Here is a 17,676-nt window from a genome sequence, read left to right as displayed (position 1 = left end):
TATCCTATTTACTTCTTACAGCGTCTTTATCCGGGATCTCCTCGTCTGCGGCAAAGGCTTCCTTCCTGCGCAGTTTTAACTTTGTCCGTATCTTACCCGGGATTTCCTTCAGGGAGATGACGCCTCCCGGCAGCCAGAGGATCACCACCACAAACAGGAGCCCAATAAAATAGGACCAAAGTTCCGGGAAATTCTCACTAGCTGCTGTCTTCAGGCTGTTTACCGCCAGCGCACCTAGAACAGGACCGATAAGAGTCCCCTTCCCGCCGACGGCGACCCAGATGATCATCTCCACAGAAGGGATTACTCCAACCTCCGCTGGGGATATGATCCCAACCTGCCCTACATAAAGGGCTCCGGCGATCCCTGCCATAAACGCTGACATTGCATAGACAAACACCTTATAGTGCGCCGTATTATATCCGGCAAAGCCCGCCCGGTTCTCCCCGTCACGGATAGCGATCAGCACTTTCCCCACCCGTCTGCCTGTGAGGAACCGGCATAAAGCAAAAAGCAACACCAGTACAAGTAAGGTCACATAAAACATCACAATCTTTGTCACGGGGGAATGGATATCCTGCCCAAATATCGTCTTAAAATCGGTAAGTCCGTTGGAGCCTCCGGTAAATGCCTGGCTTCCAATCAGCAGGGTGCCCATGATCATCGCCATTGCCTGGGAAAGGATAGAGAAATACACACCGCGTATCTTGTTTGTAAAGGTCAAATATCCAATGAGCACAGCCAGCAGCACAGGTACCGCCGCCGCCATTCCTACCGCAAATATGGGATTCCCGAAGGGAACCCATGCCGCAGGCAGGCGGTTAACCCCGCTCCATGACATGAAATCCGGCAGACTCCCTCCGGCCGCTTCTAATTTCAGGTACATGGCCATACAGTACGCACCTAGACCGAAATAGACGCCATGTCCCAGGCTTAAAATGCCGGTATAACCCCAGATCATATCCAGCCCCAGGGCAATGATGGCAAAGCACATATATTTCCCAAATAGGCTGACACGGAACATGGGCATATAAAAGGGCAGGGCAGCCAGCAGCAGAAAGATAACCGCCGCCAGGATCGTTGTCCCCTTGATTTTTTTCATTGTCTTCATATTCACACTCCTTTTACCATTCAGTCCTCAAGCGCCCGGTTTTTCACTGCAAAGATACCTTTCGGCCGAAACTGCAGAAGCAGGATCACGCAGAAGAAAATCAGGACCTTGCCAATGGAGGCAGTAGTAAAGAATTCAAAGGCAGTCCCTCCGATCCCAATAAATCCAGCGCCAAAGACAGAACCCAGCAGGCTTCCTGCGCCGCCCACCACCACGGTCATAAACGTATCTACGATGTAATTCGAGCCAAGTGTGGGTCCGATGGCACCGATCCAGGTAAGGGCGCAGCCGGCAAGGCCGGCCAGTCCGGAACCAATTGCAAAGGTTGCTGAATCGATCCGTCCGGTATTGACCCCCAGTGCCGCCGCCATATCCCGGTTCTGCATGACTGCCCGAATGTTCCGCCCCTGCCTGGTACGGTACATCAGCCAGTACACGCCGAAAAGGCTAAGCACGGCAAGGATAAGGATAAAGAGCCGCTTATAAGGGAGGGCCAGCATGCCGTGGATCTTCAGGCTTTTCTCAAGGAACGAGGGCGCTTTCACCCCCACATTGGGGGAGCCAAAAATGCTCCTGGCTGCCTGTTGGAGGATCAGGCTGATCCCCCAGGTGACGAGCAGGCTGTCGGCCGCCCTTCCATAAAGCCTGCGGATCACCAGACGCTCCAAGACAAATCCCAGCACCGCTGCTACCGTAAAGGACAGCAGGATTGCCACAATACAATATGTATCAAATATACCGGCCGGCAGATATTCTATGAACAGCTTCTGCACCATGTAAGCCGTATATGCTCCAATCATAAGAAATTCTCCATGAGCCATGTTTATGACTCCCATCAGCCCAAAGGTTACCGCAAGACCAAGAGCTGCCATAAGAAGGATGGAGCTGACACTGATACCGTTGAACAGCTGCATCAGGAATAATTCCATACCAGATATCTCCTTTCTACTGGGAACTGCTGAAGGGTAAGGCCTGAACATGGGCTCTGCCCCTCAGATTTTTTACTGCGGATCACTGGATGTTGGATAAGCCTTCGGCCCATTCATAACTTTCCAGATATGGGTCAGGCTCCACAGGCCCCTTTGTGCTCCATACCTCATCGATGAGTCCTTTTGCATTCACCATCCCAATCCTCACCGGCTTATACATGTGCTGGTTCTCCCCGTCTATGGTCATGGTGCCTTCCGGGGCCTTAAATTCAATCCCCCCTGCGGATTCCCGTACCCGATCCACATCCGTTGTGCCCGCCTTTTCTACGGCTGCCGCCCACAGATAAACGGCATCGTAGCCAGCCTCAATAGGATCGTCCGTTACTCGGTCTTCCCCATATTCCGCTTTATAGGCTTCCACGAATTTTTTATTCTCCGGGGTATCTGTTGTCTGGTAATAATTCCAGGCTACCAGATGTCCTTCCAGGTAAGAAGCGCCGATACCGGCGGCTTCCTCCTCCGCTATGGAAACAGATAAGGTCTGGATCTCATCCGGGGTAAGCCCTGCATCCTTATACTGTTTGAAAAATGCCACGTTAGAATCTCCATTTAGTGTATTAAATACAAAATCCGGTTTTACATCCTGGATCTTACTTATGATCGTGGTATAGTCCGTGTGTCCCATGGGTGTGTATTCCTCGCCAACCACTTCCATTCCCAAATCTTCTGCCTGCTTCTTCACAATAGAATTAGCGGTACGGGGGAATACATAATCAGATCCCAAAAGAAATACTTTTTTTCCATAATTCTCACCCATATATTCGATGGCTGGAACAATCTGCTGGTTGGGTGCCGCCCCTACATAAAAAATGTTTTTGGAAGCCTCCATCCCTTCATATTGGACCGGATACCAGAGCAGCCCGTTATTGCTTTCAAAGGTGGGCAGGACTGCCTTTCGGCTGGCAGAAGTCCAGCAGCCAAATACCGTAGCGACTTTATCATTGAGCAGCAGCTTCTCTGCTTTTTCCTTAAATGTCGCGTTATCCGATGCACCATCTTCCACAACAGGCTGCAGCTGCTTTCCCAAGACCCCGCCGGCTTCGTTGATCTCCTTGATCGCCAGCAGCTCCGCATCCCTGACGGATGTCTCACTGATCGCCATGGTCCCGCTCAGGGAATGCAGGATGCCAACCTTGATCGTATCTTTGAGATCCTCCTTACTGCCGTCCGCAGCCTCTGTTTTTTTTGTATCTTTGTCTGCAATCTCTGTCATAGCCCCGCCGCTGCAGCCTGCCAGGGATGCTGCCAGCACTGCGGATAATACAAGGGCTCCAAGTGTACGTTTTTTCATAATGTCATCCTCCTCAAAAAAATTGGTATCCAATAAGAAAGAATCAGGTTTTCCATGAAAACCTGACAGCTTTGTCCTCCATGCAGCGCTTCCTTCCTGTATCCATACAAAAAGGAAAGCTGTCATATCCCTAAATGGGATATGACAGCTTTGTCCTCCGGATTTTCTGATTGAATATGATATTATCATAATGGATATTGATTAGGAAAGAAACCACAGAAAACCGTCTTTATACCCAAAGATTCCGTTTTTATCCTGTTTTCCTGTTCCGGTAAGCGGTTGGCGTAACCCCCGTATAGCTTTTAAATAACCCGGTAAAATAGTCTACGGTGGTATAGCCCAGCTCTTCGCTTATTTCGTAAACTTTCTTCGTGGTTCCTGCCAACATGGCCTTTGCCTGTTCCATTTTAAGGCGCATGCAATACTCGGAAATGGTGATTCCCACCACGTTCCGGAACCGTTTCCCCATATAATCCTTGCTCAATTCCATCTGCTCTGACAGGTAATCCAACAGATGGGGGCGGCATACATTATGCTTCAGTATGGATACCATCTTCTGTACCACTGCGTCCGGTTTTCTTAGCTGATACCGGTGAATGATATCGAGATATTCCTGTAACACCCCGCTGGTGTCCTCTAGGATATTTTCACTGATATAGATGGACACGCTGCCCATAAGCTCCAGCCAGGGTGCACGCTTCCCCAGTTTTTCATAGACCCCCTGCAGGACTGCCGCTGCTTCCCGCCGTGCCATAAGGGGGATGTCGGGGAACACAGCCTGCAGCTGCCCGGTCAAATCCCTGGCTATCTGTTGTGCAGTCTGATTTTTGGACATCAGACGGTTATAGATCTCATCCTCCAGCATATTCCCACCCAGGAAACGGCCTGCCAGCTCCAGTGCCTTTGCCAGCTTTTCTTCACTAAAGGGTTTCTCAATGTATTCCACAGCCCCCAGACGCATTCCCTCTTTTGCATACGCAAAATCGTGATAGGTGCTGGCCAGAATGATCACGATCCGATAACCCAGATCCCGGACCCTGCGGCACAGCTCAAGCCCGTCCATGACAGGCATGCGGATATCCGTGATCAAAAGGTCATAATGGGCCGCTGCCAGTTTATCCAGCGCTTCCCTCCCGTTTGCTGCAGTCCCGCCGATCCGGTACTGCCCCTGCCTCCAGAGCTTATACCGGGATATCAGGAACAGGATATCCTCATCATCTTCCACAAAAAGGATTTGATACATAGCCATCCCCCCTCATCTCTTATCCAAAAGTTCCAGCGTTTTCTGATAGTCATACCGGCCCAGAGCCGTCTCTAGTGCCTCCGCTTTCTTCCATCCCAGATAAGCAGCAAAGGCAGGACGGTTCTCTCTCCATAGTTCCATGGCTTTAAATTCTCCCCTGGCTACCATCTGTCTCCATGCATCGATCTGTTCTGCCATATCTTTTCCCCCAGACATCGGTATTTCATGCCCGTGCTCTCCTTGTTTCCTCTGGTCGATCCGTTTCCACACTGTAAATTTCTTTTCCGTTTCCCGGACTATATCCACCAGCCCATGCATTCTTGGATTTTTCAGGTATTTTTCCATGGTACCGCAAGCAGCACGGATGTCTTCCGCTCCCACGGCTGCCGATGCCCCTTTCAGCTTATGGAGCAGTTCTGCAGCTTCCTTTGATTTCCCCTCTTCGATATCATCCACAAGAGCCTGGAAATCCTCCGCATGTTCCAGGCAGTAGATATGGAGCAGTTCTTTCTTCACTCCCTTTGGCCCTTCCTCTTCTGTCTTTCCCATATCCACGAAACGGCCGACTGCCTCCTTCAATGTATCAAGTGCTACCGGTTTTACCAGTATGCCGTCCATCCCGGCTCTTTGCACTTTATCCCTGACCTGGTCCTCTCCATCGGCGGTCAGGGCAATCATGGGGATATGGGTACCATTCTCATGCTCACAGGCGCGTATCTTTTCTGCCGCCTCATAGCCATCCATGACAGGCATACGCAGATCCATAAGGATCAGGTCGAAGGTTTCCTTCTTATATAAAGCTATGGCCTTTTCCCCATTGGATACAGCCTTCACAGACAGCCCCAAGGAGGACAGCAGCCAAAACTGCATGGTCTGGTTTACCTGATCATCTTCCGCTAATAGGACGCGCCTGCCTGCTGGGCCGGGAAGGAAGCTGTTTCCCTCGCCTTCCCCTACTTGTAAAGGCAGCTCTGCGGTGAAGATACTGCCCGTTCCTGTACTGCACGCTTTCACCATACCTCCCATCAAGGCTGCAAGGCTGCGGCATATGGGAAGCCCCAGTCCGGTTCCCCTATACTGCCCACTTTTTACATCAGCTGCCTGTTCAAATGGTTCAAAGACACGTTCCAGGTCCCCGGGTGTGATTCCGGGTCCTGTATCCTTCACAACCAGAATCAAGCTGCCCTCTTTCGTACTATCCGGCTCCTTTTTCCAGGACAAAGTAACTTCCACACTTCCTTTCTCTGTAAACTTGACTGCATTGGAAACCAGATTGGCAGCGATCTGACGTATCTTCCCTTCATCCCCAAGGAGGACAGGCGGGATATCTCCTTCTTTCCGAAGCTTAAATCCCAGCTTTTTCTCTGCTGCCAGATGCCGGAAACCATGCTCCAGATAAAGCAGGAGACTTTCTGACATCCATGTTTTATAAAAAAGCTTCTGCCCGGAATTTTTAATCCTGGCGTAATCTAATAGATGGCTGACCATTTCCAAGAGATGCTGAGATGCGTATTTCATGCGCAGGACACATTCTTTTTGTGACTGGTCAAGATTCGTCCGCTCTAAAAGAGTTTCGTATCCGATCACAGAGTTTAGGGGCGTCCTGATTTCATGGCTCATTGCCGCAAGAAAGTCGTCTTTTGCTTTCAATGCACGGTTGATGGATTCTCCAAGCATGTGGATCTCCTGAATACCGGACGGTTTTAGACACTCCTTGTTCTCCTTGTTCAGGCAGCTGTGGTAAGAAAGGACCGGACGGATGACCAGCCGGTAATAGGACAGGACCATGAGCATAAATAGCATTACGGATGCGGCCTGAAGGGACCATTGCCGCGTCAGCGCTCCGGAAACACGTTTATCTGCACGTTCCAGTTCTCCATCCAGTTCCTCCTCCGCCTGTCTTAGGAATTGTCTGGTGTATTGCCCGATCACTTTTTTCTCAGATAGATAGGTCTCCCCGAACAAAAGCTCTACTGCCGCCACATGCTTCTCCTCAGGGTTCATGGACTTTTCAACGATATTCAGTATGTATCCTTCCACCTCCGGGGGCAGTACGATACCTGATGGGCCGGTAGTGTCTGCTGCAAGGCGCATTGCACGGGTTTCTAAATAGATCAGCAAGTCTGAGTAATTCTTAGCGGATTTCAAAAGCCGGATCCGTTTTTCTGATATCCCTACATTTTCCAGTTTCATGAAAGCATCTTCCCTGCGCTTCCCTGTATGTATCTCCTTCCAATATCCTTCAAGGCAGTCCGGATTCCCTGTAATCACATAGTTCCTCGCCTGTTCGGACAGGTAATTGGCCGCCTCTTCCAGATTGTCACACAACTCCCCGCACATGAGACGCCGATCCTGGATATCCTGCCGCTCGGATGCCGCCTTTTTCAAGTTCCAAGTACCGGCCGCCATCAAAAAGACTACAAAGGCGATCAACGGTACCCAGATGCAATTCAGGTTTCTCTGGCTTATTTTGTATACCTTCAATTTCCATCCACCCTTTTTCTTGAATTATGAGTCATCGTGTAGTAAAATGAACCCCAAAATACAACTGTTCCCCATTGTCAGCACCCAAAGGAGGTCTTTTGCATGAAACAGCCCGCTGTCATATTGATTGTCGATGATTCCCCGGAACAGATCCACGTAACCGGCTCCATTTTAGCAGAGCACGGTTATGAGGTACTGGTGGCTTCCAGCGGGAAAGCCGCCCTCTCCCTATTGGAGCGGGAACTGCCTGATCTGATCCTCCTGGATATCCATATGAATGATATGGATGGGTTCTCTCTTTGCCAAAAGCTCCGTTCCAATCCCTGTTTTCAGGACACGGCAGTTATTTTCATGACCATATCCCAGGACCGGGAAAGCCTGGAAAAGGGATTTGCCCTAGGCGCCCAAGACTATATCATCAAACCATGCCATGCATCTGAGCTGCTGGCCCGCGTGGGTGCACATGTGCGTATCGTCACACAGTCCAAAGAGTTAAAAACCGCTTATAGAGAACTGGATCAGTTCTGCCATACAGTATCCCACGACTTAAAATCCCCGCTGCAGGTCATAAAACAGCTCACCCAGCTCCTTCAGGAAGAGTTAACTCCCATAGGGACGCCCTCCACAGAAGATTCGCAGATAATTCTGGAAAGGCTGGAACACAAATGTGAATCGACGGAAGCCATGATCAGCCGCCTGCTGGAATTTTCTGAGATGGTCACACTTCCCTGCCGCCCAAAGCCCGTCGATACAGCGGCTCTCATTGGCAATATCTTTGCTGAACTTTCCGCCCTGGAACCGGACCGTCACATCACACTGGAACTGGGCACGCAGCCCTTTCCGCAATTGTCCGGCGATCCCACCCTTTTAACTTTATTGTTCCAGAACATCCTGGGAAATGCCATCAAGTTCACCCGCATCCGAGATAACGCCAGGATCTGTGTCACCGCCTCCTGTCAGGCCGATATGCTGCTCATAAAAGTACAGGATAACGGTGCAGGCTTTGATATGGCATCCTCCGGCAGACTATTTCATATATTTGAGCGGCTTCATACTTCGGAAGAATTTGAAGGGAGCGGTGTGGGGCTGGTGATCGTAAAGCGTATCATGGAGCGGCATGGCGGCTTTGTTTCCGTCAAATCAAAGCCTGATTCCGGAACCGCTGTTTCACTTTTTTTCCCGACTTCCTGATGGTAAAAACATAAGTATCTCATTTTACAAAAAAAGAGACTTAAGGAATCATCCTTAAGCCCCTTCGCTTTCTTCTGTCATGGCTCATTATAGCAAATATCAGCCATATGTCAAGCAGTGAAGGCACCTATTGCGCGCCCTTCCAAATACTGCGCTTCCCAGACATACCTCTTTTCATGTACTTTCACTTATACCTGTAACATAAAAGAGGCAGCCTTTTTTGCTGGCTGCCTCCTACTATATCCTATGGTATCGCCTCTCCCTATCTTAATTTTCATCCATCGACAACGGAAGCCTAACACGCCCCTTTATATTCTCGGATAGGATTGCGGAGCCCTGTGCACTTACAAACACTTGCCCATACTGCGAATTATCACGGTGCCCTTTTATCCATTCCCCGTTCATCTCAATTTCAAACTGCACTTTTCCACGAACTGTAAATCCGCCAACCGTAACTACCGAGCGCACATTATCCACCTTACAAGGCCCTTCGCAGACCATTTCCTCACTTGCAAGCTGCGATGCGAGAACATTGATTTCTGCCGCTGCATAATACACTTTCGTGACGTCTTCCAATTCCTCTGGTGTATATTTCTGCGAATACGCATCAGAAATCCGGTTCATCTCCTCATTTGTTTTCTTCAATAAGTCTACTGCTTCCTGAAACTTACCCATTCTTAGCCTCCTAACTATTTAAACACTACAATGTATTGTATAATATAACACGTTTCTTGTATGCAATCAAATTTCTGAATCCGCTTTTGCTGTTTCTCTGCCATGCTGGATTTCCTGCTTTTCTTCTGACCTTGCCTGGATTTTCGATGCACAAGCATCGGCAGCGTTTCCTGCACTCGAAGGCTGCAAGGGATAGTAGCTAAAGGAGAGGATCAAATCCTCCCGGTTCGGAACACGCACCCGAAAGGCATTCTGGATACGGTTTGTAATGATATCCATATTCTTCGGGGTGGATCCGGGAAGCATGGCTACCAGTTGGCAGCTGCTGTACTGGGAATAAATATCGCTAGAACGCAGAGAAGTACAGAGGCTTTCCCGGAGCCTTTCCATTAGAAACTCTCTTTCCTCCAGAGAAACAAAGACACAGCTCTGATCTGTCAGCGTCAGCAGAATCATCTGGATGCTCAACCCGGTCCGCTTCAGGCCCCGCTCCAAAAAGCGATAAATAGATATAAAGGTGTTAAATTCCTGATAATAAGCCCCCTTTGGTAAAGCATTCTCTCTGAGAAGATGGCTGATAGAGATCAAATTGCCTCCTCTGGAACTTTCCGCAGAAGAGTATCGCGTTCTGACCCATGAACGGCATACGTGGATTACCTATGGAAGATGTACCGTAACCACTAATCTTGAGGCAGACCAGCCACTTTCAAACGGGATTCACTTTACCTTTGTATGGAAGCAGCTAAAAAACGATATCTATCTGCTTCTTGCAGCTGCTAACCATGTACAGGATGAGCAGGACGCTGCTTGCAAACAGTTTTCCAATGCCGCCGTATTGCAGGCAAGAGTATTTGACCATGTGAAAACGGATACCATTATACACAAAGGTACCCCGAAGATTCAGATCCGCAGCCTGTCCGGGAATCTTTATTTTTTGTTTCCGGATGAGATTGTGTATGCTGCTTCTAAGGATAAACACTGTACCATATATACCGTATCAGAAATGAAAATTGTATCCTACATGTCACTGAACACATTGGAACAGACTGGTTTTCTCCGCATCCATTCCCGCTATCTTGTAAACCGCTCTTTCATCACTTGTATACGCAGACATGAAGTGACATTGGTGGATAAAACGGTTTTGCCCGTTGGAAAACAGCGGTATAATGAAGTGGTGGAGATGTTGAAAATGGGATGAACATTTTCGTATATCTATATAAAATCCATCGCTGGACAGCTCCCATTAAACCATATATGATATCTTTAAAAGGAGGAATACGCATGTCAATTGCAGATGAATTTAGCGGCCTAAACATGAAGGACCTTATCGGAGGTCCTTTAAATGCTGCAGCCGAGGCCGAGGCCAAACCCACAGTAATTACCGCAAAGCCTGTCAGGTACGCCGTTGCCAACAAATCGAAGACCGACCAATTTGTTTACACTAAAAAGGATGAACCGGAATAAGCATCGCAAAAGCACCGGATTTAAGAGGAAAAAACATGATGAACAATGAGCTCAAGTTTTGTATTATCAGTAACCTGGGAGTATCCTTACATTGCCCCAAAAGCCACGTTCAATGTAACCTTACCTATGCAGTTTGCCATCAGCACTGCCCCTGACATCCACTGCGGCATTATAACAACAAAGGAAAAAGAGTCTGAGGACTACTCTACCTGAGAGATAAACGAGAATGACAGAGCGTGTCAGCACCGGCGTTGTGAGTATAAGTTTATATGATAGCACGCAGCGAAACATCGCCACAGGGGTCGGGACTTCTACTTTTCTTGTAGCTTTATCCTTTATAAGCATCATGATAAAGGGCAGAGAAACGAAGTCCCTCAATTACTCCAATATCCAGCGAAAAACATTTTACCCTGAAATAAGAAGCCCTTAACATGGTGATCACTTTATTGTAAAGGCACTTTTTAAAGCGAAGCTGATTGATACATACCACATCATACCGGTTAAGTTTTTTATTGGATTCCCCTTTATAGCACGGTCAAATACCATTTATCTCCTGCATTTACCGTATTAACCTTTGCTTTGCTAGTGTTCTTTCCTGTATCAGCGGTTTTATTTTCGGAGGTATGCTTGTTATTTTCATCTGTATTACCTTGGTGTCGGATTGCCCGTTTTTTGGTCTCCTGCATCTTTGTTGTCTGGAGGTTCCATGTCTCGCTGCCCCTACTTTGATCCTTGATTCAGCATAACGTCCGCTTCAGCCTTTACTTCCGGCTTTTCTCCGTCCTCATTGAATAATCTGAAACAACATACAGGTATAAAATGCTCCTTTTCGGTAAAAATCATTATATACTGATTCTTACTGAAAAGGAGCTGCTTTTAATAAAAACACAAATTAATCTGCATGGCTATATTTTCATTTGACAGATTGGTCTCTTTCAATACTAAAAGAAATCTTTATCTATGATAACAGCGAGCATTAAAAGAAGAAAAATGATTTTTATTCCCCATGTTACTTTTCTACCTTTTTTCTCAAATAGCCACTGTAGTAACACAGATAGTAATAATAATCCTATTAAAACATAAGAATATATACTCATCTCATCACCTTCACTGAGCACGAACATTACTGATGATGCCGTTATAATAATCGAAAACAACTCCATTGCCATCGTTTACTTCGGAAATAGAATCTGAATTCCAAATCAACGCAGAAAAAATCAATTTTATAATATATCCTCCTCTGACATATTATCATGCTTTTGTTGATATGTATCTTTTAATTATAGCATCATTTCATATGGCTCCCCCTTTTCGATATCCTCATACTTTTTTGCAATATTGAAGTAGCACATTAAATTTCCGCAGGTATAATTATACTATTGATTTGCATTTATGCAACATAAGTTATTATAAGATATTTGATACGATTCGACAAAATTCGATACATAAAAAATATTATGACCGAGTGCAGTGAAAACAGGTTATCGCGTATCACAAACGGTTTCCGGAGCACCCCGCCAGCTAAATACCTGCCCTAAGTAAGCCGCCTGATATATCAAAATACTGCCACTCAGGGGGTATAATGATACCCGGCGGATTTCACCGCCGGGCATCTATTTTTTATTCCAATATCCAATATCGCTTTATACAAACCAGCAAAACTTTAATCAGTTCCTGGTACAAGTCTTCGTCTAAAACACCATCCACAATGGCAGCCTCATTATTCCCTGCTCCTTTGCTGTCCTGATTTCCGTTTTCTTATAAGTATAATAAGAATTGTAACACCGCTTAATGCAAGAATAATAAATATTCCCATAACACTTGTATTATCGCCAGTCTTCACATTCTTACCTGATGTAGTGTTTTGAGTAGATTTCTGATTATCAGATGACGTATTCTTTTGTTTTATGTTAGATTCATTATCCTCCTTCTTATTCTCGTCATTTCCTGGATCAGGATCATTACTATCTGACTTATTTTCATCGTCTCCAGGCTTATTATTATCATCCTCTCCTGGTTTATTATCATCCTCTCCAGGCTTATTTTCATCACCGCCAGTGTTATCTCCGCCTTTTTCTTCTGTTTTTAATAACTGCATCTGACCAGCTTGGATTGCAGTACTTCCTTCTACTTTGGCGCCATCAGACAACTGTATGCATGTCATATCGCCAAAATCATAGGACTGCTCTGTATCTGTATTGTTTATAGCAACTAAATAATGTTGTTCACCAACATGGATCCAATATCCAGACACACCATCTGTAGATGGTTGGGCTGGTTCATATGCCACTGTTCCCGCCTCTCCCACATAAGGAATCATCACTGCCAGATAGTTGCTTTCCGGCGTCTCTCCATAAGCCCGTATGACATCTACCAGCGGAGAACTGTTACCGTCTTTTACAGGCAGCATGCCTGCCCCACGGATCTGTTCGGATTCTATAGAACTGCTGCCTTCCAGCAGCAACAGCGTCATTCCAACTCCATCAAAGCCCTTTATGTCCACTCTGTTTTTATCTATTATGTTAATCTCCTGGGCAGAAACCGGAAGGTTCCAGCGTGTCGGATTGTCTGCTCCGTTTATTTGATCCCAGACAGCGAAAATGTCCGCTCCGCTTTTTGCATATGCGATCGTCCTGGTCAATGTCACATTTTCCTTAAAGTCGGTGGTTGCCTTAAGCTGATCCATCAGATCCCCAGGTACAAAACTGCGGTCATATGAGGATGTCCCCAGATTCTGATATCCCTTCTCATCAGAAAACTGTACTGTGGCATGAGAACCAGTAGATATATATGTTCCCTTTGACGATGAAAAATAAGATTCTATCCCCGGATCTACGACCAATGGAGTACTGTTATAGTACATAGAGAATGCAAGCTGGTCATAATGGTTGTGGCCGATAGGCTTTTCATTAGCAATAAACGCAAGGTATGTCTCATTTTCTGTTCCATACTTATTACGGAGTTGGTATAGACCATATTCTTTTGCATAGTCACTGGAGCCTAAATTCAATTCATAATCCTCTACCCAGTCGTATTCATCCTCATAGTCCGGATTTAGGAAGAAGTTTTGCAGTATATTGTCTTCGCTGCCAAAGCTCCCGATTGGCTTTCCGGCTTTTACCCAAGTCTCATACATCTGCTGGCCTAGTTCCGGATTGTTTTGTACCACCTCATCCCAATACCATCCTAAAACGCTAAATAATGTGCCTCCGCTTAAGGTATCGTCACCGATTGTCGGTGTGCCGATCTCACCATTGACATATGCCGGTGCCTGTACTTCCACAAGGAACCGCATCATTTTGGAAATGTCTACTTTACTGTTTTCACTGAACCAGTCTTCACCTGTAACATGGCGCAGTCCCTTAGCAAATAGTGCCATCTTATTCAATGCAGATATATGATATCGGATGGACTCTGGCCAGCTTCCATCTTCTCTTACTGTGGTATATAGCTGCCCTTGGACTATATATTTACCATTGTCAATATATTGCTGGGCATTGTCAATCTGATCGTAAAATGCCATTGCAAGCATGGCAGCACCAATTGACATATCTGTATGCCAGTTATTTGAATCCACTGCCACTTCATCTATGGGCAGTTCTGTACGGTCCCTCAAATCCAGTAAGTCACGCAGAAGGGCCTTCACTTTATTATAATAGTCTTTTTCCAAGGCTTCATCTCCGCCAAACAGATCCGCAGACTTGATCAGAGAATACGCCGTTGCCAGTGTATTTGCATTCCTTCCCTCCTGCACAGCCCCATAATAATCAAAATCATCGGGTCTTGAGCTATTTACCACCCAGTATTCAACCCCTTGAAGGTGGTCATCCAAAAACAGCATCATATACCAAAAAGAACATTTCGCATATTTTTCATCGCCCGTCAGCATATATGCTAAAGCGCATGACTGATATCCACTGGCGTAGCTTGTATCCAGCACAAGTGCCGATTTGGTATTCCGTCCCAGTTCGTCGCTCTGACCGATTTCATTGCCGGCCCCATCCAGATAATGAAGTACCATGATAAGGCCTTTTCCAGTGAACTTATCATCAAACTTTCCACGGAATCTCAATTCAAATCCGTCCTGCTCCATAGCAAAAGGATCTGAACGCCAGTATCCGGTAGCACCTTCTGCTGTGTTTTCTATGTACAGTGAATGCTCTCCCTCATACGCATATGTAGAGTCAATCTTTCCACTGGTATTCTCACCTTTTATAAATGTCCATCCAGTCTCCCCCTCCTCAAATCCGGCATTAGGTATGGCAGGATTCACACTTTTTGTCGGCACCAGTTCAATTTTATCCAGCCATGCATGCCCAATTCCTGAACCTTCATAGTTTTCTGGTGACAGGCGTACTTCTAAATATGCCTGTTTTGTTCCTTCCGGCGATTTAAAATTTATATTTCGACCTTCCGACCATACTTTAAATCCTTTGTTATTCAATGCCTGAATATCGTCAGATGTAACTGTATCATACAACCATTGAAGTGTATCTGCATCATACAGGTCAGCCGTGTCCATAACTGTATCTTTCACTTCCTTCAGTTCTTTTAAACTCTCTGCCCTTTCTTTGATGCTATCCATATCCTCTTTGCTGAGGAATAGATTCTCGTCGTCCCCAAGGTTTAAAATGCGGTTATCTCTTGCGTCACGGACAGCATCCACGGCCTGGACCATGGCAGTGCCTAAAAGATAAACATCCTTTTCTCCCGACTCAAACAGAGACTTCACATGATTGACAGCTCCATCTACGGCATCCAAATATTGAGGGGGATACTGCCCTGTGGATTCCCCTGCCTCTGCATCTTTTTTAAATTCATCGGCCAGACCGATCACCTCATCATATTTACTCTGCAGCTTTGCATCATCCACAGCTGCAACCGTAACTGTTAATGCAGGCCGGTAAGATTCCTGAACATTTGTATTGTTTCCATAAATTCCTACTGGGAAATTTACATTTGACGCCGTAATACTAAAAGATATTTTTCCATCGTTTAAAGCCTGTCCGACAGCAGCATCCGTAACATCCAATACCGTTGGGGTTCCTGCTCCCTTAATGGTAAATTCCGATAACTGCTGCTTGGAGTATACCTGCCCGTACTTTTCTTCATATCCTCTTGCTGAAATCGCATTTCCATCCCAATCATCTTCTTCAAGATTAAGGCATAGTATCCCTCCATTTTGGCAGTTTGTAATTGTAAGCTGTGAACTTACAATATTCTCCGGTATCTGGGAAAGGTCAAACTGGAGGAGTGCTACCCTGTCATTATCAGCTTTCCCTACTACGAGTGTTTCAGGATTATTTCCGTAGACGTCATCGAGATTGCCCTTATAATGATGTACAAATGTAGCATATACAGGGCTTAAGTTCATAGTCATGAAGCTTGTAGCTGCAATATTTTGATTTTTATACCACGTCAGTACCGGCTCCAGGCCATAATCGCCTGTTCCATAGTTATGCATCATGACATGATAGTCTGTTACATACTGGATGGCCTCGTCATCCCTCGCAGCCATGAACTCCCTGTTTCTGCTGTATGGAAATTCATAGGATCCATCAAGTGCCTGTTCTGCAAGTTCGATCTGTTCCTGAAGTGCTGCTTTGGCCGATTTGGTATACATTTGTGGCTCCACAAGCATCTGTGCCTTTGCTGCCCATACAAGACTGTTCAGTTTTGCGCGGTACACAGAATATTCAAGCAGATTTCCATTTCCGTCATTGTCATCTGATGTAACTAATACCTCATCAGAGATCCTTCCAGAACCAAAATATTCACTCCCTGCGGCGATAATGCTTGTACAGTAAGATGTATATGTATTTTCCATTTCACTGTCCAGCGCAGCCTCCGCCTTTTTCATCTGTTCCCTGAGGACATCCCCTTTTTCCTTAGAATACGTTCCCGCCGGTGCCGCTTCCCCATCGCCTGCTTCCTGCGTACCTTTCAGCGTTTTCCCCGTATATTCAATCAGATCAGATAAAGACTGTTTTGCATAAGGAGACAAGGACTGTTGTTTTAACACGGTTACGGTTATGGTGGCGCTCTGTGATTCTTTGCCACTTGATACCGTTGCAGTCAGATGTACCTCCGCATTCCTGTCTTTTGGCTGGTTAACTGTGCCATCAGTTTGGAGAGCCTCACTGTCACTTTCCCAAGCAACCGCTGCCCCATTTTCGTGCTGTTCAAAAAATGGAAATTTTACCTTCTGGGACAGATACATTCCATCCATTTTCTCAATTTCCTGTATTGCCTGCTGCACCTTCTGCTCGTCTGAAATTTCAGGTTTATATTCCACTTCAAAATAAGGTCTCTGCTCTTCTGTTTCCCATCGTGAGGACTGGAACCAGCTGGCATATTGCGCTTCTGCAGCCAGATCCATCTTGATATCTAGTTGCTGCTCCCCGTTTTCAATAGCGTTATTTACAAGTTCTGTCATATCGAGTTCTATAAAACAGTCCTTTCCAGCTATATTTTTCTTGTAAGCCGGCTCGCTTTCCCAATCCGGCATATTTACAGCAGTAATGTTATCTGCTTTCCATTCCGCCTTGGGATCCGTCCGGTCATATATTACGGTATTGGTATTGCTATCTGTCTTATATAGGCATATCTTTGCAGATTCTGCCTTGCGTCCGGCTTCTGCCTCCGACAAATCCAAGCGGAAAAATAAAAGCCTTGCTTTGCCGACACCCAGAATCCCCTTATCCTTCTCGTCCTGTGCTTTAATGATGGAATCATATCCTGGCCAATTATGAACAAAGGCATCTTCCTGAATGGACCATCTTTGTGTCTCTCCCTGTTCTCCAGTCTGATCTGAAATCTCCTCTTCTATGGCATTAGACACTTCAGAAGTTTCCTGCTCTGTTCCCTTTTCTGCGATGCTGTCTTCCGGTACAGAATCTTCCATGTTGCCTTGCTGTACATCATCTAAGACGCTATCTTCCGATTCAGAACTCTCCGTGTTGCCTTTCTGTGCGTCATCTGCGACGCTGTCTTCCGATTCAGGATCTTCCGTGTTGTCCTGCTGTATCTCTCCTGTTCCAGCTTGGTTTTCTTGCTCATCCTGAGATGCCTCCGGCTTTTTCCCTGCTGCTTGCTGGATTTCACCCTCACCAGATTCTATCGGTATAGATTCCGCAGCATACACTGGCACAGCATTCATTAACATAGACGCCGCTAAAACTAATATCAGAAGCCTTTTCAAATTCAAATTTCTCATCTGCCCACCTCA

General features: G+C 46.3%; 11 protein-coding genes. 3 read left to right on the top strand and 8 right to left on the bottom strand.

The features are described 5' to 3' along the window. Positions 1–4: 4 nt before the first annotated feature. From urtC to CI595_RS11905, 5 genes are all read right to left on the bottom strand, one after another. Positions 5–1,111: an urea ABC transporter permease subunit UrtC gene (gene urtC / locus CI595_RS11925; RefSeq protein WP_095173486.1), complete on the bottom strand. Its 1,107-nt coding sequence runs from the start codon at positions 1,109–1,111 to the stop codon at positions 5–7. Positions 1,112–1,131: 20 nt separating this feature from the next. Further along, positions 1,132–2,040, bottom strand: coding sequence for an urea ABC transporter permease subunit UrtB (gene urtB / locus CI595_RS11920; protein ID WP_095173485.1), 909 nt, complete (start codon positions 2,038–2,040; stop codon positions 1,132–1,134). An 82-nt stretch (positions 2,041–2,122) separates the two neighbouring features. Next, a complete protein-coding gene (gene urtA / locus CI595_RS11915) occupies positions 2,123–3,391 on the bottom strand; it encodes an urea ABC transporter substrate-binding protein (protein ID WP_095174332.1) in 1,269 nt (422 codons plus the stop codon). Between the two features lie 250 nt (positions 3,392–3,641). Continuing rightward, positions 3,642–4,634, bottom strand: a complete 993-nt coding sequence (locus CI595_RS11910; protein WP_162291863.1) for a response regulator transcription factor — start codon at positions 4,632–4,634, stop codon at positions 3,642–3,644. Between the two features lie 12 nt (positions 4,635–4,646). Continuing rightward, positions 4,647–7,118, bottom strand: coding sequence for an ATP-binding protein (locus tag CI595_RS11905; RefSeq protein WP_095173483.1), 2,472 nt, complete (start codon positions 7,116–7,118; stop codon positions 4,647–4,649). Between the two features lie 102 nt (positions 7,119–7,220). Between CI595_RS11905 and CI595_RS11900 the strand changes: the two genes are divergently transcribed. Further along, positions 7,221–8,309: a response regulator gene (locus CI595_RS11900; RefSeq protein WP_095173482.1), complete on the top strand. Its 1,089-nt coding sequence runs from the start codon at positions 7,221–7,223 to the stop codon at positions 8,307–8,309. Between the two features lie 267 nt (positions 8,310–8,576). Here CI595_RS11900 and CI595_RS11895 read toward each other — a convergent pair whose 3' ends face one another. After that, positions 8,577–8,984, bottom strand: coding sequence for a hypothetical protein (locus CI595_RS11895; RefSeq protein WP_095173481.1), 408 nt, complete (start codon positions 8,982–8,984; stop codon positions 8,577–8,579). Positions 8,985–9,050: 66 nt separating this feature from the next. After that, positions 9,051–9,572 (bottom strand): hypothetical protein, encoded by a 522-nt coding sequence (locus CI595_RS11890; RefSeq protein WP_095173480.1) that lies wholly within the window; start codon positions 9,570–9,572, stop codon positions 9,051–9,053. 1 nt (position 9,573) lies between these two features. Between CI595_RS11890 and CI595_RS11885 the strand changes: the two genes are divergently transcribed. Together CI595_RS11885 and CI595_RS11880 are read left to right on the top strand one after the other, a co-directional pair. Next, positions 9,574–10,182 (top strand): LytR/AlgR family response regulator transcription factor, encoded by a 609-nt coding sequence (locus CI595_RS11885; RefSeq protein ID WP_162291862.1) that lies wholly within the window; start codon positions 9,574–9,576, stop codon positions 10,180–10,182. Positions 10,183–10,265: 83 nt separating this feature from the next. Beyond that, positions 10,266–10,448, top strand: a complete 183-nt coding sequence (locus CI595_RS11880; protein WP_095173478.1) for a hypothetical protein — start codon at positions 10,266–10,268, stop codon at positions 10,446–10,448. A gap of 1,720 nt (positions 10,449–12,168) precedes the next feature. On the opposite strand, the gene CI595_RS11870 is transcribed toward CI595_RS11880, so the two are convergent. Further along, on the bottom strand, positions 12,169–17,664 hold the full coding sequence (locus CI595_RS11870) for a DNRLRE domain-containing protein (protein ID WP_095173476.1): 5,496 nt from the start codon (positions 17,662–17,664) through the stop codon (positions 12,169–12,171). Between the last annotated feature and the right edge of the window lie 12 nt (positions 17,665–17,676).

The organism is Blautia hominis, from assembly GCA_002270465.1.
Taxonomy (GTDB): Bacteria; Bacillota; Clostridia; order Lachnospirales; family Lachnospiraceae; genus Blautia; species Blautia hominis.
The sequence above is the reverse complement of the archived record's forward strand: the minus strand, read 5'-3'. Positions and strand labels throughout refer to the sequence as shown.